Source organism: Flavobacterium sp. (assembly GCF_036759525.1).
Taxonomy (GTDB): Bacteria; Bacteroidota; Bacteroidia; order Flavobacteriales; family Flavobacteriaceae; genus Flavobacterium.
The window spans coordinates 20,548-41,563 of sequence record NZ_DAIOUN010000003.1; the positions used below are offsets into that span (position 1 = coordinate 20,548).

At 35.0% G+C, this 21,016-nt stretch carries 23 protein-coding genes; 15 read left to right on the top strand and 8 right to left on the bottom strand.

All coding sequences use genetic code 11. The features are described from left to right. The first annotated feature begins 88 nt into the window (after positions 1–88). From V7M80_RS03295 to V7M80_RS03330, 8 genes are all read left to right on the top strand, one after another. Positions 89–466 carry a four helix bundle protein gene (locus tag V7M80_RS03295; protein WP_333694023.1) on the top strand — a complete coding sequence of 126 codons (378 nt, stop codon included), beginning with the start codon at positions 89–91 and terminating at the stop codon, positions 464–466. An 18-nt stretch (positions 467–484) separates the two neighbouring features. Next, positions 485–1,645: a 4-hydroxyphenylpyruvate dioxygenase gene (gene hppD, locus V7M80_RS03300; RefSeq protein WP_333694024.1), complete on the top strand. Its 1,161-nt coding sequence runs from the start codon at positions 485–487 to the stop codon at positions 1,643–1,645. 584 nt (positions 1,646–2,229) lie between these two features. Further along, positions 2,230–3,021 carry a DUF3108 domain-containing protein gene (locus V7M80_RS03305; RefSeq protein ID WP_333694026.1) on the top strand — a complete coding sequence of 264 codons (792 nt, stop codon included), beginning with the start codon at positions 2,230–2,232 and terminating at the stop codon, positions 3,019–3,021. Continuing rightward, positions 3,021–3,953 (top strand): tryptophan 2,3-dioxygenase family protein, encoded by a 933-nt coding sequence (locus tag V7M80_RS03310; RefSeq protein WP_333694027.1) that lies wholly within the window; start codon positions 3,021–3,023, stop codon positions 3,951–3,953. Before V7M80_RS03305 ends, V7M80_RS03310 begins: the two co-directional genes overlap by 1 nt. A gap of 19 nt (positions 3,954–3,972) precedes the next feature. Next, positions 3,973–5,238 carry a M23 family metallopeptidase gene (locus V7M80_RS03315; protein WP_333694029.1) on the top strand — a complete coding sequence of 422 codons (1,266 nt, stop codon included), beginning with the start codon at positions 3,973–3,975 and terminating at the stop codon, positions 5,236–5,238. After that, positions 5,222–6,865 (top strand): glucose-6-phosphate isomerase, encoded by a 1,644-nt coding sequence (pgi, locus tag V7M80_RS03320; protein ID WP_333694031.1) that lies wholly within the window; start codon positions 5,222–5,224, stop codon positions 6,863–6,865. The genes V7M80_RS03315 and pgi overlap by 17 nt, the downstream gene beginning before the upstream one ends. Before the next feature lie 100 nt (positions 6,866–6,965). Further along, positions 6,966–7,397 (top strand): hypothetical protein, encoded by a 432-nt coding sequence (locus V7M80_RS03325; RefSeq protein ID WP_333694033.1) that lies wholly within the window; start codon positions 6,966–6,968, stop codon positions 7,395–7,397. An 84-nt stretch (positions 7,398–7,481) separates the two neighbouring features. After that, positions 7,482–7,976 carry a septal ring lytic transglycosylase RlpA family protein gene (locus V7M80_RS03330; RefSeq protein WP_333694035.1) on the top strand — a complete coding sequence of 165 codons (495 nt, stop codon included), beginning with the start codon at positions 7,482–7,484 and terminating at the stop codon, positions 7,974–7,976. A 22-nt stretch (positions 7,977–7,998) separates the two neighbouring features. Here the strand turns inward: V7M80_RS03330 and V7M80_RS03335 are convergent, their stop codons facing one another. After that, positions 7,999–8,475, bottom strand: a complete 477-nt coding sequence (locus V7M80_RS03335) for a CYTH domain-containing protein (protein ID WP_333694036.1) — start codon at positions 8,473–8,475, stop codon at positions 7,999–8,001. A gap of 42 nt (positions 8,476–8,517) precedes the next feature. On the opposite strand from V7M80_RS03335, the gene dinB reads away from it, so the two are divergent. Both dinB and V7M80_RS03345 read left to right on the top strand, forming a co-directional pair. Beyond that, entirely contained in the window at positions 8,518–9,600 is a 1,083-nt protein-coding gene (gene dinB, locus V7M80_RS03340; RefSeq protein ID WP_333694037.1) for a DNA polymerase IV, read from the top strand. Between the two features lie 105 nt (positions 9,601–9,705). Then, positions 9,706–10,221: a PAS domain-containing protein gene (locus V7M80_RS03345; RefSeq protein ID WP_333694039.1), complete on the top strand. Its 516-nt coding sequence runs from the start codon at positions 9,706–9,708 to the stop codon at positions 10,219–10,221. Between the two features lie 52 nt (positions 10,222–10,273). Here the strand turns inward: V7M80_RS03345 and V7M80_RS03350 are convergent, their stop codons facing one another. The 6 genes from V7M80_RS03350 to V7M80_RS03375 form a co-directional block, all read right to left on the bottom strand. After that, positions 10,274–11,041: a Bax inhibitor-1/YccA family protein gene (locus V7M80_RS03350; RefSeq protein ID WP_333694041.1), complete on the bottom strand. Its 768-nt coding sequence runs from the start codon at positions 11,039–11,041 to the stop codon at positions 10,274–10,276. A 34-nt stretch (positions 11,042–11,075) separates the two neighbouring features. Beyond that, complete coding sequence (gene pyk / locus V7M80_RS03355) at positions 11,076–12,506, bottom strand: pyruvate kinase (RefSeq protein ID WP_333694043.1); 1,431 nt, start codon at positions 12,504–12,506, stop codon at positions 11,076–11,078. Between the two features lie 6 nt (positions 12,507–12,512). Further along, entirely contained in the window at positions 12,513–12,998 is a 486-nt protein-coding gene (locus V7M80_RS03360) for an IPExxxVDY family protein (RefSeq protein WP_333694045.1), read from the bottom strand. Between the two features lie 111 nt (positions 12,999–13,109). Continuing rightward, on the bottom strand, positions 13,110–13,853 hold the full coding sequence (gene rnc / locus V7M80_RS03365; RefSeq protein ID WP_333694047.1) for a ribonuclease III: 744 nt from the start codon (positions 13,851–13,853) through the stop codon (positions 13,110–13,112). Between the two features lie 6 nt (positions 13,854–13,859). Then, positions 13,860–15,113 (bottom strand): beta-ketoacyl-ACP synthase II, encoded by a 1,254-nt coding sequence (gene fabF / locus V7M80_RS03370; RefSeq protein WP_333694048.1) that lies wholly within the window; start codon positions 15,111–15,113, stop codon positions 13,860–13,862. Between the two features lie 172 nt (positions 15,114–15,285). Beyond that, positions 15,286–15,522 carry an acyl carrier protein gene (locus V7M80_RS03375; protein WP_007137004.1) on the bottom strand — a complete coding sequence of 79 codons (237 nt, stop codon included), beginning with the start codon at positions 15,520–15,522 and terminating at the stop codon, positions 15,286–15,288. A 176-nt stretch (positions 15,523–15,698) separates the two neighbouring features. On the opposite strand from V7M80_RS03375, the gene purN reads away from it, so the two are divergent. From purN to rnhA, 3 genes are read left to right on the top strand one after another with little or no spacing between them, the layout of a single operon-like run. Next, positions 15,699–16,259 carry a phosphoribosylglycinamide formyltransferase gene (purN, locus tag V7M80_RS03380; RefSeq protein WP_333694049.1) on the top strand — a complete coding sequence of 187 codons (561 nt, stop codon included), beginning with the start codon at positions 15,699–15,701 and terminating at the stop codon, positions 16,257–16,259. Further along, complete coding sequence (locus V7M80_RS03385; RefSeq protein WP_333694050.1) at positions 16,259–16,849, top strand: hypothetical protein; 591 nt, start codon at positions 16,259–16,261, stop codon at positions 16,847–16,849. The genes purN and V7M80_RS03385 overlap by 1 nt, the downstream gene beginning before the upstream one ends. A gap of 53 nt (positions 16,850–16,902) precedes the next feature. Further along, positions 16,903–17,382, top strand: coding sequence for a ribonuclease HI (gene rnhA, locus V7M80_RS03390; RefSeq protein WP_333694051.1), 480 nt, complete (start codon positions 16,903–16,905; stop codon positions 17,380–17,382). A gap of 37 nt (positions 17,383–17,419) precedes the next feature. Here rnhA and V7M80_RS03395 read toward each other — a convergent pair whose 3' ends face one another. Further along, a complete protein-coding gene (locus V7M80_RS03395; protein ID WP_333694052.1) occupies positions 17,420–17,722 on the bottom strand; it encodes a YbjQ family protein in 303 nt (100 codons plus the stop codon). A 240-nt stretch (positions 17,723–17,962) separates the two neighbouring features. Between V7M80_RS03395 and V7M80_RS03400 the strand changes: the two genes are divergently transcribed. Next, positions 17,963–18,889, top strand: coding sequence for a PfkB family carbohydrate kinase (locus V7M80_RS03400; RefSeq protein ID WP_333694054.1), 927 nt, complete (start codon positions 17,963–17,965; stop codon positions 18,887–18,889). Between the two features lie 122 nt (positions 18,890–19,011). Next, entirely contained in the window at positions 19,012–20,910 is a 1,899-nt protein-coding gene (locus V7M80_RS03405) for an amidophosphoribosyltransferase (protein WP_333694055.1), read from the top strand. Positions 20,911–21,016: the final 106 nt, after the last annotated feature.

Sequence of the window (21,016 nt, forward strand, 5' to 3'; positions counted from 1 at the left end):
GAATTTGAAAATTAGCGAATTAGCGAATTGGTTTTAGCTAATTCAAGAGGTAATGAACTCATTTACTTATTACTTTTATTTATTATACATGAAGTTCACAAATAGTTTAAAATACCAAAATAATCCAATTCTAAAAGAATCTTTTGAATTTGCGGTTAATATTATTAACTATTCGGAATTATTAGAAGAAAAAAGAAAATATATTTTAGCCAAACAATTACTTCGCTCAGGAACATCAATTGGGGCCAATATCAAAGAAGCTCAAAACGCTGAAAGCAAAGCCGATTTTATACATAAATTAAAAATTGCTCTAAAAGAAGCTGATGAAACAGAATACTGGCTTTTTTTATGTGAAAATATCGAAAACTATCCTAATCCTGAGGGATTAATAGAAAAATTAAACGGAATTTTAAAAATGTTAAACAAAATAATTAGTACATCAAAAAGCAATTCGCTTATTCGCTAATTATCAAATTATCAAATTATGAATAAAGAAATAAAATCAGTCGAATACGGACTAGAAAAAATATTTGAAGGAGCTCAAGATTTTCTTCCTTTAATGGGAACCGATTATGTAGAGTTTTATGTTGGGAATGCCAAACAAGCAGCTCATTTTTACAAAACCGCTTTTGGATTTCAATCCTTGGCCTATGCCGGATTGGAAACCGGTGTTAAAGACCGAGCTTCGTATGTATTGAAGCAAGATAAAATCCGTTTGGTATTAACCACGGCTTTAAAAAGCGATTCACCTATTGGTGAACACGTGAAAAAGCATGGCGATGGCGTCAAAATCGTGGCGTTGTGGGTAGAGGATGCTCGTAAATCGTTTGAAGAAACCACTAAAAGAGGAGCCCGAGTTTTCATGGAACCTACAGTTGAATCGGATGAACATGGCGAAGTAGTTCGTGCCGGAATTTATACGTATGGCGAAACCGTTCATCTATTCGTTGAACGTAAAAATTATAAAGGCACTTTCCTGCCAGGATATAAGGAATGGAATTCCGATTACAATCCCGCTTCTGTAGGGTTGAAATATGTAGATCACATGGTAGGAAATGTGGGTTGGAATGAAATGAATACGTGGGTAAAATGGTATGAAGATGTCATGGGATTTGTGAATTTCTTATCGTTTGACGACAAACAGATTACCACCGAATATTCCGCTTTGATGAGTAAAGTGATGAGTAACGGTAATGGAAGAATTAAATTCCCCATCAACGAACCGGCAGAAGGAAAGAAAAAATCGCAAATTGAAGAATATTTAGATTTTTATGAAGGTCCGGGTGTGCAGCACATTGCTGTAGCTACCGATGATATCATTTCTACCGTAGCCGAAATGCGAAAAAGAGGGGTTGAGTTCTTGAGTACACCACCACAAGCGTACTACGATGCCATTCCGGAACGTTTAAAAGACCACATGTCTAAATTCAAGGAAGATATCAACGAACTTCAGAAATTGGGAATCATGATTGATGCCGACGAAGAAGGTTATTTGTTGCAAATTTTCACCAAACCGGTAGAAGACCGACCTACTTTATTCTTTGAAATCATTCAACGCATGGGTGCCCGAGGTTTTGGTGCCGGAAATTTTAAAGCTTTGTTTGAAAGTATCGAACGTGAGCAAGCATTAAGAGGAACCTTATAGATTTTTATCTCAAATTGTTATAAGCTGTTGATTGATTTTAGGTCAATCAACAGCTTTTTTTATTTCAATAGATTTTAATCCAATTTCTTGACAAGAATCGGTTAAAAACTTACTTAAATTACGAATAATGAAATTTTTAGTGCTATGACTCTTTGTTTTTTATCAAAAAAATGTTAAAGTCAAAAAATTGATGTTAAATTTTCAATTTGCTGATTATCTTTGCACTCGCAAAAAAGAAGGAGTGGTTACCTTCTTTAAAGTAATGTAAATTTTCATAATTTATAGTTTTTTGGTTAGTTAAAAGCATACAGCCCAATTGGAAACAGTTGGGCTTTGTGTTTTTTAATAATTGGTTAATGAGTCTATACGGCAAAGTGTTTATTAGATTTGTCAAAATTTTAGTATTACACAATAAAGCTGTTTTTTCCAAGGGCAATTTAACCTTACTCACATCCCTATCAATCTTAACGTCCCTAATCTTTCAAAAATAGTTATTAAAATCCCTCCTTTTTTTGAGGTCTTTTTAAGTTTTAGTACATTTGGAACAGAAATTGTAACGCCTTTTACCAAAAAGACGATATTCCATGAAAAAATTACTGTTTTTACTGTTGTTTTTTAGCACCACAGCCTTTACTACTCAGGGAGTACAGCCCCTAAAAGAAGAGGCTTTTGATGTGGGCGAATGGTTTCAATTTCGAATACATTACGGATTAATTAATGCCGGGATAGCCGAATTGGAGGTCAAAGAAGCCGTACGGAATAACAAAAAAGTTTTTCATGCAATGGGAAAAGGCTATACTACGGGTATGACGAAGTTTTTTTTCAAAGTTGAAGACGATTATCAAAGTTATTTTGACAAACAAACCGGAAAACCGTATCAGTTTGTTCGAAAGATAAATGAAGGAGGTTATACCAAAAATCAGGAAGGTTTTTTTAACCAAAACAATCAAACCGTTTTGGTGAAAGATTACAAACGAAAAACCGAAAAAACATTTTCGATACCCGAACATACTCAGGATATACTCTCTACGTTTTATTATTTGAGAAATCATCCTCAAATAGATAAATTGAATATAGGAGAATCAATAGATATTGACATGTTTTTTGATGATGAAACCACTAAATTTAAACTCAAATTTATTGGAAGAGAAGATTTAAAAACCAAGTTTGGCGTGATCCCAACTATGATTTTCAGACCGTATGTTCAAGCCGGAAGAGTTTTCAAAGAACAAGAAAGCTTAACGGTTTGGATTTCTGATGACGATAACAAGTTGCCTCTTCGAATCAAAGCAAGTTTAGCAGTAGGTTCATTAAAGGCCGATTTAGAAAATTTCAAAGGATTGAAACATTCCTTTACCATTAAAGCAAAACCCTAATGAATACAACAAACGAAGAAATTCTGGATAAAATAGAAGAAAAATTCAACGCAATTAATCAAAAAACAGCCACTCATCTGGAAGGACTTCTTTGGTCTAAACCCATTACTTATTGGGATTACATTCAAATAGACGCACTGCTTAGTTTGCAAATTCAACGCACCACACTACCCGACGAAATGGTTTTTATCATGTATCATCAGGTAAATGAATTACTGTTTAAAATGATTTTATGGGAAATCGAGCAAGTATGTCATACCGAAAACCCAACAGCCCCATTTTTTACAGAAAAACTCATGCGAATTAGTCGCTATTTTGATATGTTAACCACTTCTTTTACGATCATGAAAGACGGAATGGAAGTTGAACAATACATGAAATTTAGAAATACCCTTACCCCCGCAAGCGGTTTTCAAAGTGCTCAATACCGATTGATTGAGTTTGCTTCAACCGATTTGATAAACTTAATTGATTACCGCTTTAGAGCAACCATAGATCGCAATACACCTTATGAACACGCTTTTGAACATTTGTATTGGCAAGCTGCTGGGAAAGATTATGAAACCGGTTCAAAATCCTATCTAATTTTAGAGTTTGAACGCAAGTACAAAAAGGAATTTTTAGCCTTTATGGAAACGTATAATACAATAAATTTGTGGCGAAAATTCAAACAACTACCACTTCAAGATCAAGAAAACCCCGATTTGGTTCAAGCAATGCGTCATTACGATTATACGGTAAATATCACGTGGGTTATGGGTCATTTCAAAGCAGCTCAAAAATATATTGAAAGTGGTCAAGGAAGTGGCGAAGCAACCGGAGGTAGCGATTGGAAAAAATACATGCTCCCCAAATACCAAAGGCGTATATTTTTTCCCGAGTTGTGGACAGAACAAGAGTTGGCCACCTGGGGTGAAAAAGAAAGTGTTTAATGATTTAAGAATACCACCGTTGAGAAATCTATTTATAGCCCAATTTATACTATTAAGTTTATTTTCTTGTTCAGATAAGAAAGAAGAAAAATTACCCCAAAGTCAAGTTATAGAAGAACCTATTGTGGTTGAATTTGGCTTTACCTTAAACGATTTTAAAGTAGAACGCGACACAATTCAATCGGGAGCTACTTTTGGAAAACTTTTAGAAGAGCATTACACTGGTGTTCACAAATCTCACGACATTACCGAAAAAATTAAAGATTCTTTTAATCTGAAAAGCATAAGAGCCGGTAGACCTTTTACGTTGTTAAAATCAAAAAAATACCCACATGAATTGCAGGTTTTTGTATACGAAGCCGACAATATCAATTATTATGTGGTAGATCTAAGAGATTCGATTGTGGCCTATAAAAAGCAAAAACCCATAACCATAAAACGAAGAACGATTGCTTCAGAAATAAACGGGTCTTTATCAGAAACTCTTGCTCAAGCTAAAGTAGACCCCTCTTTGGCTCACAATCTGGCTGAGATTTTTGCCTATTCAATCGATTTCTTTAAAATTCAAAAAGGAGATAAATTTGCAGTTACTTTTTATGAAAAGTATATAAATGATTCAATTTATGCCGGAGTAGAAAAGATGGAAGCTTCTTTTTTTGAACATAAGAAGAAAACCTTTTACGCATTTCCCTTTAAAATGGATACTTTGTCTAAGAAAACAGATTATTATGACGAAGAAGGAAAAGGCTTAAAAACCATGTTTTTAAAAGCTCCATTAGACTATTTTCGCATATCATCTAAGTTTTCACCCAGACGATTTCATCCGGTTCAAATGACTTGGAAAGCTCATAAGGGTACAGATTATGCCGCTGCTCATGGAACTCCAATTAAAACTACGGCTTCCGGTGTTGTTGAACGAACCGGTTTTACAGCGGGTAACGGAAATTATGTAAAAGTCAAACACAATAGCACCTACGCCACTCAATACTTACATATGTCTAAAATTTTAGTAAAAACCGGGCAACGGGTAGAGCAAGGGCAAGTAATTGGAAAAGTGGGAAGTACCGGTTTGGCAACGGGTCCCCATGTATGTTACCGTTTTTGGAAAAATGGGGTACAAGTGGATCCACTTTCCCAAAAGCTACCCAATACAGAGCCCATGAGTGAGAAGCATCGCCCTAGATTTTTGGCTCAAATAGCTCCATTAAAAAAAGAATTAGACAGTATAGCAGCAATAACCTTTAAATCGGATTTAACAAAGACTAATAATGGCACTAAAAAGTAACAATCCAACACAAACACAAGCTTGGGAAAAGTTAAAATTGCACTTTGAATCAATTCATGATGTAACCATGCAAGAACTCTTTGAAAAAGACAATAAAAGAGCTCAAAACTTTCATGTTAAATGGAATGATTTTTTGGTAGATTATTCGAAAAACAGAATAACTCAAGAAACCAAAGATTTACTTCTGGATTTAGCTCATGAGGTCGATTTAAAAGATGCAATTTCAAAATATTTTAGTGGGGATTTGATTAATCAAACCGAAGGAAGAGCGGTTTTACATACCGCATTAAGAGCACCATCTAATTTTGATATCAAAGTTGACGGACAGAATATTATGCCCGAAATTGTGGCTGTAAAAAATAAAATTAAAAATTTCTCAGACGAAATCATTTCCGGACAACGTGTTGGTTTTACCGGTAAGCCATTTACAGATATTGTCAATATTGGTATTGGAGGGTCAGATTTAGGCCCGGCTATGGTAGTTGAAGCGTTACAATTTTACAGCAACCACCTAAAAGTGCATTTTGTATCAAATGTAGATGGAGACCACGTACAAGAAGTTCTGAAAAAAGTAAATCCCGAAACCACATTGTTTGTGATTGTTTCCAAAACATTTACTACACAAGAAACTTTAACTAATGCCGAAACCATTCGTTCTTGGTTTTTAAATTCGGCCACTCCGGATCAAGTAGCCAAACATTTTGTGGCGGTTTCTACAAATATTCAAAAAGTAACAGCTTTCGGAATAGATGCTGAAAATATTTTTCCCATGTGGGATTGGGTTGGAGGGCGTTTTTCATTGTGGAGTGCTGTAGGGCTTTCTATAAGTTTAGCCGTTGGGTACAATCATTTTGAAAAATTACTTATCGGGGCTCACGATATGGATGAGCACTTCAAAACGACTCCTTTTGAAAACAATATTCCGGTTATATTAGCACTGTTAAGCATTTGGTACAATAACTTCTTTGAAGCCGAAAGCGAGGCTCTAATTCCTTACACGCAATATTTACAAAAATTAGCTCCGTATTTGCAACAAGGAATTATGGAAAGTAACGGAAAAAGCATTGATCGAAGTGGTAATCCGGTGGGTTATCAAACCGGAACTTTAATTTGGGGCGAACCCGGAACAAATTCGCAACATGCCTTTTTTCAATTGATTCACCAAGGAACAAAACTTATTCCTACCGATTTTATTGGATTTGTTCAACCGTTATATGGCGATAAAGACCACCACCAAAAGTTGATGTCTAATTTCTTTGCTCAAACCGAAGCCTTATTAAACGGAAAATCTCCGGAACAGGTGTTAAATGAATTTGAAAAACAAGGAATATCCGGTGAAAAAGCTCAAAATTTATTGCCTTTTAAAGTGTTTTATGGAAATAAACCAACCAATACTTTATTAATTCAGCAGCTTACACCTGAGACTTTAGGGGCTTTAATTGCGTTGTATGAGCATAAAATTTTCGTTCAAGGAGTAATTTGGAATATTTTTAGTTACGACCAGTGGGGAGTAGAGTTGGGTAAACAGCTTGCCAATTCTATTTTAGATGAAATTCATACCCGAAAAGTAAACCAACACGATAGCTCAACCCGCTTTTTATTACAGTATTTTTTAGATAGAAGTTAAGCAACTATTCAAACCCCATAAAAAAGAGACTCGTTCAACTCGATTGACAGAGTCTCTTTTTCTTTTTTTGACTATATTTGTTATTCTAATAAATTAAATCATGTACGAATTACTACAAAAATTGCACTCGTGGTGGGCTTATTTAGCTCTTTTAATCCTTGTTTTGGCTGTTGTAAATGCCTTAATGGGTTATGTTTCAAAGCGAAATTTTGAATCTAAAGATTTACGAATTTCTCTTTTTGCTTTCATTTTTTCCCACATTCAACTTTTATTAGGTTTGGCTGTATTTTTTGTTTCCCAAAAAGGATTTAAAGCCTTTGGAGTGGAAGGAGCCATGAAAAACCCAGAATTGCGTTTAACTATGCTGGAACATCCGTTGATAAATATTATAGCTATAGCTTTGATTACAATAGGATGGTCTAAACACAAGAAAGCCTTACCCGAGTTGAAGTTTAGAAAAATCTTGTTTTTCTACGCAGCCGGTTTGATCCTTATACTCAGCCGAATTCCATGGAGTTCTTGGTTGGGATAAATTTGATAAAAGGACCACGAAATACCGTGGTTTTTTTTTCGGTATAACTTTTGTAACAATGAAACGAACCTTAAAATTGAGATTATGAAATTCATATCCAACGCCCTTTTCCCGGGTATTCTTATCTTATTTTTTTGTGGGAGTTTCTCTTTTATGCCCCAACAATTCCAAACCAAAGCTTCTTTTGATGGTGCTTCAAAAGCTATGGGTTTTGGACAAACTCTTCAAAATGACAGTATTCAAATAGAAGGAAAATATATTTTTAAATTATACAAAAAAGGAGCACACGCATCGTATTATGCTGATAAATTTACAGGAAGAAAAACCGCAAGTGGGGCTATTTTTGACAACAAAAAATATACAGCCGCTCACAAAAAATTGCCTTTTGGAACCAAAGTTAGAGTAACCAATGAAGCCAATGGAAAATCTACCATGGTAACCGTAAACGATAGAGGCCCGTTTACCAAAGGTCGCGAAATTGATTTATCAAAAGCGGCATTTCGTGATATAGCCAGACACCACGGGTACGGTTCTATGAAAGTAACTATTGAAATAGTTGAAGAAATAAAACAGCCTTAATCCCAAAAGGAAGTTTATGGGTTTATTTATCTTTCCAATTTTTATACGGGTTATTGCTTAAATAGGCATTGTAATAACGCTCGTCTTGGGTAACTTCTGCTCCTAACCATGAGGGTTTTTCAAAATCTTCCGTTTCCGAGGTTAATTCAATTTCGGCTATCACTAAGCCTTCGTTATCTCCTCCAAAAACATCTACTTCGTAAAGGTGTTTTCCTATTTTTACATCATACCTTGTTTTGTCAATTAGGCCTTTCTCACACAAGGGTAATAACATTTCAATTTCAGAAACATCAATTTCTTTTTCCCACTCGAGTCGGCTCATTCCGGTTTTGTTTCCAATCCCTTTTACAGTTATAAATCCTTTATTTCCTTTGATTCGAACTCTTACGGTGCGTTCAGGATGTGAGGATAAATATCCTTGTACAATTCGGTTTTTACCTATAGCTTCTTTCTGGAAAGCCTCAGAAAGGACTAAAAATTTTCGTTCTATTTCTATCATTTTCGTTTCAAATCTTACCTAAAGATACTATAAATTTGTGATATGGATACTGTTCTTCCTTACCGAAAAATCATTCACATAGACATGGATGCATTCTATGCTTCTGTTGAGCAATTGGATTTTCCGCATTTAAAAGGAAAACCCCTTGCAGTAGGCGGAAGTGAGGTGCGAGGTGTGATTTCGGCAGCCAGTTATGAAGCCCGCAAATTTGGTGTACGAAGTGCCATGAGTGGTGTTTTGGCCAAAAAATTGTGTCCTGATTTAGTATTTGTAAAACCCCGGTTTGAACGTTACACAGAACTTTCCCGAAAAATTAGAAAAATTTTTCATGAGTATACCGATTTGGTTGAACCTCTTTCTTTAGATGAAGCCTATTTGGATGTTACTCAAAATAAAAAAGGAAACCCGAGTGCGTCACTTTTGGCACAAGAAATCAGAAAAAGAATTTTGGAGGAAACAGGTTTAACTGCCTCTGCAGGCATTTCTATTAATAAATTTGTAGCTAAAGTAGCTTCAGACTATAATAAACCTAATGGACAAAAAACAGTCAACCCGGATGAGGTGGTTGCTTTTTTAGAAGCCTTAGACATTCGAAAATTTTATGGTATTGGCAAAGTCACTGCCGAGCGAATGTATCAGTTTGGGATTTATACAGGTAAAGATTTAAAAGAAAAGAGCTTGGAGTTCTTAGAAGAACACTTTGGAAAAAGTGGGAAACATTATTTTTACATCGTTCGCGGAATTCATAATAGTCCGGTTAAACCCTATAGGATATCAAAATCTGTGGGTGCTGAACGAACATTTGAAGAGAATTTATCTTCTGAGGTTTTTATGGAAGAGCGTTTGGTTTCTATAGCAAAAGAGTTAGATAAAAGGCTAAACAAATATAAATTGGCTGGAAAAACCGTAACTCTTAAGATAAAATATTCCGACTTTACACTGCAAACCCGAAGCAAAACGTTGCCCTATTTTGTTGCAGATAAATCCATTCTTTTAGAAACCGCTAAAGAGTTGCTATATCAAGAAAAACTAAAAGATTCGGTTCGGTTGTTGGGCATTTCTTTAAGTAATTTAAATTCAGAGACCCAAAAAACCGTTGCGGTTCAATTAAAGTTTGAATTTTAGTTTTATTTTTTTCACTTGGTAAGGTGCTTCAACAAAAGTTAAACTGACCTAATTTTAGTTTATAATTCAAATTAAACTCTAATTTTGAGCCTTAAATTATTTCAAATGCTTGAATTTAAACACTATGACTCCAGCTTGGGTGTAAATTTTTCCAAATCTAAACTCAAAACAATGCCTTTGGTAAATTGGGATTTTTATTCTGATTTCTTGAGTCAATTGAATAAAGTGCTTTCTGATGAAAGACAGCTAACTCAAATATCTTCCAGTTTAGAATGGAAATTAGATACGGATGTCAAAGTTAAATTAACTACAGATACAGTTGTGGTGGTAACTTGTCCGAAATTGAAAATTGTTTTTGCTTCACAAAACATGGAGCGAATGAACGGGTATCGTCCGGAAGAGGTTTTGGGAAAATCACCAAAAATTTTTCAAGGTCAAGCTACATGTCCAATTACCTCTAGCGAAATTAGTCAAGCGATACAATTACAACAACCTTTTGATAAGGTAATTACCAATTATTGCAAAGACGGTTCCTTATACCGCTGTCATATTAAAGGTTATCCTGTGTTTAACAAGTGGGGTGAGCTTACCAATTTTATTGCTTTTGAGAAAGCAGCATAAAAAAAGGAGTTCATTTTGCGAACTCCTTTTTTTTATAGTAAAACAGCAGATATTAGTCTCTACTTGATATTTTGGATAATAGTCTCAGAAACTCAACATAAAGCCACACCAAAGTTATCATTAGACCCATTGCTCCATACCATTCCATAAATTTAGGATGTTGTTTTTGTACACCTTCTTCTATTCTGTCAAAATCCAAAAATAAATTCAAAGCAGCTACTACAATTACAAGCACACTTATTCCGATACTCATTAGCGAGTTGCCATAGTGAACAGGTTGAAAACTAGTAAACATACTCAACAACCATGTTATTAAATAATAGATAGCAATGGTTATAGTAGCCCCAATTACAACAGATTTAAATTTCTCGGTAACGGTTACAATTTTGTATTTATACAGCAGAAAACAAACCAAAAAAGTAGTAAATGTAGCACCAACGGCTTGAATTACAATTCCGGGATACATCGATTCAAAAACTACAGATAAAGCACCAATAAATAATCCTTCAAAAAAAGCATAACCGGGAGCTAAATAGCCGGAAAGATGGGGTTTGAAAGTAGCAACGAGAACTAAAATTAAACCAACTACAGCACCACCAATTAAAAAAGGCAATGGATTGTAACCACTTGCTGTCATTGTCCAAGTAAAAGCAGCCGAACAAACTAAGATTAACAACAAGATTAAACTTTTGTTTACGGTTCCGTTTATACTCATACTTTCGTTGTATGCAGACCAAGTTTGGTTCCCTTGCTCATCTATTTCAATAGTTTGAGGCTTATCAAAGGTTTTGTTTTTAAAAAAGGGGTTGTTTGAATTCATTTTGTTAGGTTTTAAGTAAACAAATATAGCATAATTAAGAAATATCCGAAATACGCAAGGTATTTACCATACCTTTTTCTGCTATGGGCATAGCGGCTAAATTTATAACCATATCACCTTTAGCCACAAATCCTTTTTCTTTGGCTATTTTGTTAACATCTTCTACAGTGTCATCTGTACTGGCAAATTTATCATAATAAAAAGAGCGAACACCCCAAAGTAAATTCAATTGAGTTAATATGCGTTTATTTGAGGTAAATACCAAAATATGAGCACTGGGTCTCCATGCCGAAATTTGAAAAGCGGTATAACCACTATTGGTTAAAGTTGAAATAGCTTTCGCTTTAATTTCATTGGCCATAACGGCTGCGTGAAAGCAAATAGATTTGGTTATAAATCGTTTGGTTCTCACATGAGGTGGATTGTGAGGTACTTGAATTAATGGGCTATCTTCAACAGATTGAATAATACGAGTCATCGTTTGAATGACTTCTACAGGATAGTTTCCCACAGAAGTTTCTCCAGACAACATCACGGCATCTGCCCCGTCCATTACCGAGTTGGCCACGTCGTTTACCTCTGCTCGAGTTGGTGTTAAGCTGGTAATCATGGTTTCCATCATTTGGGTAGCTACAATTACCGGAATTCGGGCCGTTTTGGCTCTGTGGATTAATTTTTTTTGAATTAAAGGTACTTCTTCAGCAGGGATTTCTACACCCAAATCGCCACGAGCTACCATCAAACCATCACAAAATGCAACAATTTTATCAATATTTTCAACCGCTTCCGGTTTTTCAATTTTGGCTACAATTGGAATTTTATGATCGGAATGTTTGGCTATCATGTCTTGTAATTCTTCCAAATCTTTGGGAGTTCTTACAAACGACAAGGCAATCCAATCTACTTTGTTTTCAATTGCAAAAAGAGCATCTTTTACATCTTTTTTGGTTAAAGCAGGTAAAGAAACTTTGGTGTTAGGTAAATTAACACCTTTTTTTGACTTAAGAGGTCCGCCTTGAAGAACTTTGCATTTTACTTCAGTAGTTCCATTGGTTTCTAAAGCTTCAAAGATAAGTTTTCCATCGTCTAAAAGAATTTTTTCTCCGGGTCTAACATCACTAGGAAATTCTTTGTAATTCATGTAAACACGATCGGCTGTCCCCGGAACATCTTCTGCCGTTTGAAAAGTAATGATATCACCTTTGTTAACCACTACATCTTCTTTCATTACTCCAACTCGAAGTTTTGGACCTTGTAAATCGGCTAAAATAGCAGTTGTATATCCAAACTCATCGTTTAAGCCTCTGATGATTTCAATGCGTTCACTAACATCGGCGTAATCGGCATGAGAAAAGTTAATGCGAAAGACATTAACTCCTGCATCAATCATATCTTTGATTACTTCTTTTGTGCTACAGGCCGGACCTAATGTGGCAACAATTTTAGTTTTCTTGTTTGTTGGCATTTGTGTTTAAAAAATTAAATTATTTTTAGATTTTATTAGATTTTCAGCAACCCAATAAGCTGTGGTTACTTGTTCAATTCTGTTTATAGATGAAAGAAGTTTTGCATTGTCTGTTTTTTCAAAATCGCCTTCCATTTTTAAAAAGTAGTCTACTTTTTTTAATTCCGGTAGAAAATAAAAGGTTTGACTTTGATTTTCTTCTGTTTCAAATAAATTTCGTGATTTCTTATTTGATTTAAGCAGCACTTCTTCTTTGTTGGGTATCAAACTCCAAAACTGTTCTTTTTTTTCGTCATCATAGCGATAGAGACTAAATTCAAGTTTTTGAAGTGGATGGTTGAGAATTACTTTTTTTTGATTTTTACTCAACAATATTGGGAGCTCTCGGTTTAATAAAAACGCTATACGAAACAATTCCAAGTTCGTATGTATGGCGATTAACTGGTAATCGGCTTCTTCAAAATCGTCAAGAATAAACTTGTGAACAGCCATATTTGATATCCAAACAAGATGTAAATATAGTATTTATAAGTCAGAAAACACAGGTAGAATTTCAACTTAACGATAATTTATGAACGAAAACGATATAGTTTTTTGAGATTTTTATTTTTTTTGGTCCATTTTTTCTTGAAATGCATAAAAAGCTCTTTTTGAAGCTATTTCTTCTGCTTTTTTCTTTGAAGTTGCTCTGGCTTTGGCCACTATTTTATCATCAATGCGAAGTTTAACTCCAAAAAAGCGTTGACCGGTAATGGAATTGTCATCATAAGTTTCGTAATGAAAGGTTTTCTTTTCCTTTTGACACCATTCTATAACCAAACTTTTATAACTAATTACTTTTCCCTCCAATTTTGCGATATCTACATAAGGCTCTATCACTCTTTTGTGAATAAATTTTTCACAGTAAATATAGCCTTTGTCTAAGAAAATGGCACCAATTAAGGCTTCAAAAACATTACCATGAATGTTGTCTCCAAAATTTTGCAAGGGCACTTTGCTATCTACAAACTCTACAAGATTTAAGTCTCTACCGAGTTCATTCAAGTGTTCTCGACTCACAATTTTTGAACGCATTTTGGTGAGATAACCCTCGTCTCCACTTGGAACTACATTGAACAAATGGGCAGCGATTACTGAACTCAACATGGCATCCCCCAAAAACTCTAGTCTTTCATAGTTTACAGGATTCCCTTTTGCATCTTGTTTATTAGACGAACGATGGGTGAAGGCTTTGTGATAAAAATCGATGTTTACGGGTTTAAACCCCAGTATTTTATGAATTTTATCAAAAAAAATCCCGCCTTCTTGAGGACGGGAATGGGTAAATATTTTTTTAAAAACGTTCATTAAGTATTACGCATCAACTTTTTTAAATAAAACACAAGCGTTGTGACCTCCAAAACCGAAAGTATTACTCATAGCCACTTTAATTTCTCTTTTTTGAGCTTTGTTAAGGGTTAGGTTTAATTCCGGATTGATATTTTCATCTACTACGCTGTGGTTTATAGTTGGGGGTACAATTCCATATTTTATAGCCAATATAGAAGCAATTGCTTCAACAGCACCTGCCGCCCCTAAGAGGTGTCCGGTCATCGATTTGGTAGAGTTGATATTGATGTTTTTAGCATGCTCTCCAAATACAGCACTAATCGCTTTCAATTCGGCAACGTCTCCAAGTGGAGTAGAGGTTCCATGAGTGTTGATGTGATCTACATCTTCCGGTTTTAAACCGGCATCACGCAAACAGTTTTCCATTACGGCAATAACGCCAATTCCTTCTGGATGAGGAGCGGTTAAATGGTATGCATCTGAAGATAAACCACCACCTCCAATTTCGCAGTATATTTTTGCACCACGAGCTTTTGCGTGTTCGTATTCTTCTAATACCAATGCACCGGCACCTTCACCTAATACAAATCCGTCTCGGGTTGCATCAAAGGGTCTTGAAGCCGTTTCGGGACTTTCATTTCGAGTGGACAAAGCTTGCATAGAGTTAAATCCGCCCATTCCGGCAATAGTAACGGCAGCTTCTGAACCTCCGGATACAATCACATCACACATTCCCAGACGAATGTAATTGAAGGCATCTACCAAGGCATTTGCAGATGAGGCACATGCAGAAACGGTAGTATAGTTAGGCCCCATGTAACCATTTCGCATTGAAATATGTCCGGGAGCAATATCGGCAATCATTTTAGGTATAAAAAACGGATTGAAACGCGGGGTTCCGTCTCCGGCAGCATAATTTAAAACTTCGTCTTGAAAGGTTTGTAAGCCTCCAATACCGGCTCCCCAAATTACACCTACGCGGTATTTGTTTACATTATCTAAAGTAATACCGGCATCTTTGATGGCTTCATCACTAGCCACTATGGCATATTGGGCAAATTTATCTAAACGACGCACTTCTTTACGGTCGATAAAGTCTTCTATATTGAAATTCTTGATTTCACAAGCAAACTTAGTCTTGTGTTTTTCAGTATCGTAATAGGTAATGGGAGCAGCACCACTCCGGCCATTAATAAGACCATCCCAATATTCTTGAATAGTATTTCCTATGGGTGTTAAAGCACCTAATCCGGTAACAACAACTCTTTTTAACTCCATTTGTAATGATTTTATGGGTACTAATATAAACAAAAAAACCCTCGAATTTTTAGAGATGAAAAAATCAGGGGGTAAAAATGTGTACTATAATGAGAGATTGGTTAACAATCAATAAATTAAATTTTAAATAACAACACCCGGGAAGAATAATCCAACCGGGTGTATAGAGTTATTATTTTTTAGCTTCTTCAATGTAAGAAATCGCTTGGCCTACTGTAGCAATGTTCTCAGCTTGATCGTCCGGAATTTGAATATCAAATTCTTTTTCGAATTCCATAATTAGCTCAACAGTGTCTAATGAATCAGCTCCTAAATCGTTAGTGAAGCTTGCCTCTGTTACAACTTCGTTTTCGTCAACTCCTAATTTGTCTACGATAATCGCTTTTACTCTTGATGCAATGTCTGACATAATCTTTTAAATTTTAGTTTAATTGTTGGCAAAAATAAAAAACTTTATTTTAAAACAACATTTTAGTTAATAAATGTGAACACGAATTTAAAAAAATAATTTCACATTATTGTCAAAAACCTTATAAATTCTGATATTTTATTCGTTTTTTTGCTTGATAAATTTTCCGGTATCAAATGAAGAATATTGTGATTTTTGCCTCAGGAACGGGTTCAAATGCCGAAAATATTATTCGTTTCTTTTCAAAAAACGACTCCAAGAGAGTGGCAGCTGTATTTTGTAACAATCCAAATGCCTTGGTTTTGGAAAAGGCTAAACAGTGGAATGTGCCTACTGTAGTTTTTACCAAAGAAGAACTGAGTGGGACTTTTGTATGGCAACAATTGCAAAAGTTTGAAACCGATTTGATTGTTTTAGCGGGGTTTTTATGGATGTTTCCTAAAGTCTTAATTCAGGCATATCCCAATAAAGTAATCAATATTCATCCGGCATTGTTGCCTAAATATGGTGGTAAAGGAATGTATGGAAACCATGTGCATGAAGCGGTTTTAAAAAACAACGAAACCGAAACCGGTATTACCATTCATTATGTGAATGAACATTATGATGAGGGTGGGATTATCTTTCAGAAATCTGTTTCTATTGCCCATTGTAAAACCGTTGAAGATGTGGCCCAAAAAATCCAAGAATTGGAACATGAATGTTTTCCGGAAGTGATTTCCAAAATCTTATTGTAATGAGAATTTTTTTATTTTTTTATTTTTCTGTAGTATCATTACATGCTCAAGAAAGGTTTGAAGTAAAAGGAATCGGTATTTCGATAAAGGTTCCTCAGGATTGGTTGGAAATGAAAAATAGTGAAATTTTAGATAATTTAAACAATTATGATTTTACAGAAGAACAAAAAATAAATTTGCTTTCCTCAAATAATTCTGCAAATGAATTAGTTACCTATTACAAATACAATCCTTCAAAATTTAACGGAATTATTCCAACCATTAAAATTAGAACAAGAAATACAAGTTCAAAATCAATTGCTGAGTTTTTAAAATTTATTGAAGCTTCAAATAACGAAGTTCGTAAGACATTGAAGAATTTTGAATATCAAATAAAACCTGAAGTAATTACTTTATCAGGTAAAAAGGTTGTATCTTTTTCTGTCAAATTTGTATTAATTCACAACGGCAAAGAAAAAAGTATTGTTAGTAAAAGTTATTATGTCTTAAAAAACGGCTATTATATTTCTATAAATTTTATTGAAGAGTTTAATAAAGAAAATAATGAAGTTTTCTTTAATGAATTAATAAACACTATCCAGCTTGATTAACTTATTTATACGGTTTACACTAATTAATTATCCAAATTTTAACCCGCAACCTAATGAATCACCAAATTCACATTTACACAGACGGAGCAGCCAAAGGGAACCCGGGTCCAGGAGGTTATGGTGTGGTGATGGAATTAGTGGGGACTCCTTATAAAAAAGAATTTTATGAGGGTTTTCGATATACTACTAACAACCGTATGGAGTTATTGGCCGTAATAGTTGGGCTGGAAAAAATTAAAAATCCAAACACGTCAGTATTGGTAACCTCAGATTCCAAATACGTGGTAGACGCTGTAGAGAAAAGGTGGGTTTTTCAATGGGAAAAAAAAGCATTTACCGGAAAGAAAAATCCCGATTTATGGATGCGTTTTCTCAAAGTATATCGCCAACACAAAGTTGATTTCAAATGGGTGAAAGGCCATAACTGTCATCCTCAAAACGAACGTTGTGATGCATTGGCAGTCTATGCATCAAACTTACCTGTTTTATCGGTAGATTCGTATTATGAAAAAGAAGAAGGGAAGTTGTTTTAAAAAAGCAAATTGAAATTTCCCCTCAAAAGCCCGGGAATTACCTTTTAATAACACTAACGGCAGTTCCGGTTATGGTAACTACAACATAATTACTTGTGGTGAGTTCAATGTCTACATTTACCCCAACAACCGCATTAGCGTTTAATTTTTCAGCATTGGCCTTAAGTTGCTCAAAGGCTTGCTCTTTTACTTCACTTACACTTTCGCTTATGGCAGCATAATATTTTTGCAGATTAAAAGTCATTTTCATCTTTTGAACATTTACAGCCGTACCGGAAACGATACCTCTGTATTCTGCAATTTTATAATCTTCAATAGAATTGGTTGTGGTTAAAATCATAGTTTGAGTTTTTTGAGTTAGACTGTTTGAGTCTTTAATTGTTACAAGTTGTTAATCACAAAAATAAAAAAACCAAATGGTTTTGATAATAAATTGGAGATTCTAGGATTTATTAAGATAGTTGGCCTTTCCGGGAATCATAATTTTTAAATGGTTTTTTTAATATAATCTTCTCAACGTATAAATTTTCAAACTTCAAACTAATGAAGTATCTTTGCAACTTATTTCAAGCAATAAATCATGAACAAACTTTTAATCGTTGGAACGGTTGCTTTTGATGCCATCGAAACGCCTTTCGGAAAAACAGATAAAATTTTAGGTGGAGCGGCAACTTTTATTGGACTTTCGGCTTCTTTTTTTGATGTAAAATCGGCCATAGTTTCTGTGGTTGGAGAAGATTTTCCTCAAGCCTACTTGGATTTGTTAACCGAGAGAAATATAGATATTAGTGGGATAGAAATTGTTCCGGGAGGTAAAACTTTCTTCTGGAGCGGTCGTTACCACAACGATTTAAATTCAAGAGACACTTTGGAAACCCAATTAAATGTATTGGCCGATTTCCAACCTAAAGTACCTTTAGAATATAGAGATGCCGAGGTAGTGATGCTAGGTAATTTACATCCAATGGTTCAAATTAGTGTATTGGATCAAATGAAAGTAAAGCCCAAATTGGTAGTTTTAGACACGATGAATTTTTGGATGGATTGTGCCTTAAATGAATTGCATGAAGTTATGAAACGCGTCGATGTAATTACCATTAACGATGAAGAAGCTCGTCAATTATCAGGTGAATATTCTCTGGTAAAAGCAGCTGCCAAAATTCATACCATGGGTCCCAAATACGTTGTGATTAAAAAAGGAGAACATGGTGCTTTGTTGTTCCATGGTAAAGAAATTTTCTTTGCTCCGGCACTTCCCCTTGAAGATGTTTTTGATCCTACCGGAGCCGGAGATACCTTTGCCGGAGGATTTTCGGGATTTATTGCTCAAAGTGAGAACATCTCTTTTGGCAATATGAAGAACGCTATTATTTATGGTTCAAACTTAGCTTCGTTTTGCGTTGAAAAATTTGGAACCGAACGCATGATTGATCTCCAAAAAGAAGAAGTATACAGCCGTTTGAAACAATTTAGAGCCTTGACTCAATTTGATATCGAATTAGAATAAAAAAGTGTGCCTCGAAATTTCGGGGCATTTTTTATTAAAAAACACCACAAATTTGTCCATTTTTCAGTCAAATAAAATTCGCGAATTTGCGGTTTAATTAACAACACAACTACACAACAACAATGAGTGACAACTTAAAGCACGAATGTGGCATTGCCCTTTTACGATTAAAGAAACCTTTAACTTTTTACAAAGAAAAATACGGAACCGCTTTTTATGGCATACAAAAAATGTATTTGCTCATGGAAAAGCAACACAACAGAGGTCAAGATGGTGCCGGTTTAGCAAGTATCAAGTTTGATGTTGCACCTGGGCAACGATATATTAGTAGAGTTCGCTCTAATAAATCGCAACCCATTCAAGATATTTTCGCTCAAATAAATGAGCGAATCAATGAAGAATTAATGCTTCATCCCGAATATCAGAATGATGTAAATTGGCAAAAAGAAAACATTCCCTACATAGGCGAATTGTTTTTGGGACATGTTCGATACGGTACCTTTGGTAAAAACAGCATAGAAAGTGTACATCCTTTTTTGAGACAAAATAATTGGATGCATCGCAATTTGATTGTAGCCGGGAATTTCAATATGACCAATGTAAAAGAACTGTTTGACAATTTAGTCGAATTGGGTCAGCATCCCAAAGAATTGGCAGATACTGTTACTGTTATGGAGAAAATTGGTCATTTTTTGGACGATGAGGTAACCGATTTGTATCAAGAATGTAAAAATAACGGTTTGTCTAAACGAGAAGCTTCGCCTGTGATAGCCGAAAAACTCGACATAGCCAAGATTTTGAAAAAAGCATCAAAAAATTGGGACGGAGGATTTGCCATGGCTGGACTTTTAGGTCACGGAGATGCTTTTGTTTTTAGAGATCCTGCCGGGATAAGACCAGCGTTTTATTATGAAGATGATGAGATTGTGGTAGTAGCCTCAGAAAGACCCGTAATCCAAACCGTTTTTAATGTGCCTTTTGAGCGGGTACTAGAATTAGATCCGGGCAAGGCCCTGATTGTTAAGAAAAACGGCAGTTTTTCATTGGAACAAATTCTCGAACCATTGGAAAAAAAGGCTTGTTCTTTTGAACGAATTTATTTTTCAAGAGGTAGTGATGCCGAAATTTATCGTGAAAGAAAAATGTTGGGGAAATTAATTCTTCCGGCGGTTTTAAAAGCTATAGAAAGCGATACAGACAACACCGTTTTTTCTTATATTCCCAATACAGCTGAGACTTCCTTTTACGGAATGGTTGAAGCCGCCAATGATTTTTTAAATCAACGAAAAAATAAATACATACTTGACAATCGCAAAACGTTAACCAAAGAAAAGTTAGAAGAAATTCTTTCGGTAAAAATACGAACCGAAAAAGTAGCAATTAAAGATGCCAAACTTCGAACATTTATCACCGAAGATAGTAGTAGAGACGATTTGGTAGCCCACGTATATGATGTAACTTACGGCGTGATAAAACCGGAGGATAATTTGGTTATAATTGACGATAGCATAGTAAGAGGAACTACCTTAAAGAAAAGTATCATTCGAATGATGGACCGATTAAATCCGAAACGAATAGTAATTGTTTCTTCGGCTCCTCAAATTCGATATCCGGATTGTTATGGAATTGATATGGCAAAGCTTGAAGGCTTGGTAGCTTTTCGTGCAGTGCTTGAGTTGTTAAAAGAACACAACCAATACCACCTTGTAGAACAAGTTTATCAAAAGTGTAAATTGCAAGAACATTTGAAAGACCAAGAAATTGTGAATCATGTGAAAGAAATTTATGCTCCTTTCAGCGATGAACAAATATCTGATAAGATTGCTCAAATGTTGAGTTCATCAGATATAAAAGCAGAGATAAAAATTATTTTTCAATCGGTTGCCAATTTACATAAAGCCTGTCCTGAAAATTTGGGAGATTGGTATTTTACAGGAGATTATCCAACTCCCGGAGGGAATCGAGTTGTAAATAGAGCATTCATGAATTTTTACGAAGGAAAAGACGCAAGAGCTTACTAATCAGGTAAATTTGCTATTTAACGACTTTTGTTGCATTTCATCTAAAATATTTGGTCTACTCTACTTCTTGCTATACATTTGAATCACCATAGCATTAGTAGGTTAA

Coding starts and splice junctions, on each gene's coding strand:
- V7M80_RS03295 (WP_333694023.1), top strand. CDS start 89: ATGAAGTTCACAAATAGTTTAAAATACCAAAATAATCCAATTCTAAAA.
- hppD (WP_333694024.1), top strand. CDS start 485: ATGAATAAAGAAATAAAATCAGTCGAATACGGACTAGAAAAAATATTT.
- V7M80_RS03305 (WP_333694026.1), top strand. CDS start 2,230: ATGAAAAAATTACTGTTTTTACTGTTGTTTTTTAGCACCACAGCCTTT.
- V7M80_RS03310 (WP_333694027.1), top strand. CDS start 3,021: ATGAATACAACAAACGAAGAAATTCTGGATAAAATAGAAGAAAAATTC.
- pgi (WP_333694031.1), top strand. CDS start 5,222: ATGGCACTAAAAAGTAACAATCCAACACAAACACAAGCTTGGGAAAAG.
- V7M80_RS03325 (WP_333694033.1), top strand. CDS start 6,966: ATGTACGAATTACTACAAAAATTGCACTCGTGGTGGGCTTATTTAGCT.
- V7M80_RS03330 (WP_333694035.1), top strand. CDS start 7,482: ATGAAATTCATATCCAACGCCCTTTTCCCGGGTATTCTTATCTTATTT.
- V7M80_RS03335 (WP_333694036.1), bottom strand. CDS start 8,475: ATGATAGAAATAGAACGAAAATTTTTAGTCCTTTCTGAGGCTTTCCAG.
- dinB (WP_333694037.1), top strand. CDS start 8,518: ATGGATACTGTTCTTCCTTACCGAAAAATCATTCACATAGACATGGAT.
- V7M80_RS03345 (WP_333694039.1), top strand. CDS start 9,706: ATGCTTGAATTTAAACACTATGACTCCAGCTTGGGTGTAAATTTTTCC.
- V7M80_RS03350 (WP_333694041.1), bottom strand. CDS start 11,041: ATGAATTCAAACAACCCCTTTTTTAAAAACAAAACCTTTGATAAGCCT.
- pyk (WP_333694043.1), bottom strand. CDS start 12,506: ATGCCAACAAACAAGAAAACTAAAATTGTTGCCACATTAGGTCCGGCC.
- V7M80_RS03360 (WP_333694045.1), bottom strand. CDS start 12,998: ATGGCTGTTCACAAGTTTATTCTTGACGATTTTGAAGAAGCCGATTAC.
- rnc (WP_333694047.1), bottom strand. CDS start 13,853: ATGAACGTTTTTAAAAAAATATTTACCCATTCCCGTCCTCAAGAAGGC.
- fabF (WP_333694048.1), bottom strand. CDS start 15,113: ATGGAGTTAAAAAGAGTTGTTGTTACCGGATTAGGTGCTTTAACACCC.
- V7M80_RS03375 (WP_007137004.1), bottom strand. CDS start 15,522: ATGTCAGACATTGCATCAAGAGTAAAAGCGATTATCGTAGACAAATTA.
- purN (WP_333694049.1), top strand. CDS start 15,699: ATGAAGAATATTGTGATTTTTGCCTCAGGAACGGGTTCAAATGCCGAA.
- V7M80_RS03385 (WP_333694050.1), top strand. CDS start 16,259: ATGAGAATTTTTTTATTTTTTTATTTTTCTGTAGTATCATTACATGCT.
- rnhA (WP_333694051.1), top strand. CDS start 16,903: ATGAATCACCAAATTCACATTTACACAGACGGAGCAGCCAAAGGGAAC.
- V7M80_RS03395 (WP_333694052.1), bottom strand. CDS start 17,722: ATGATTTTAACCACAACCAATTCTATTGAAGATTATAAAATTGCAGAA.
- V7M80_RS03400 (WP_333694054.1), top strand. CDS start 17,963: ATGAACAAACTTTTAATCGTTGGAACGGTTGCTTTTGATGCCATCGAA.
- V7M80_RS03405 (WP_333694055.1), top strand. CDS start 19,012: ATGAGTGACAACTTAAAGCACGAATGTGGCATTGCCCTTTTACGATTA.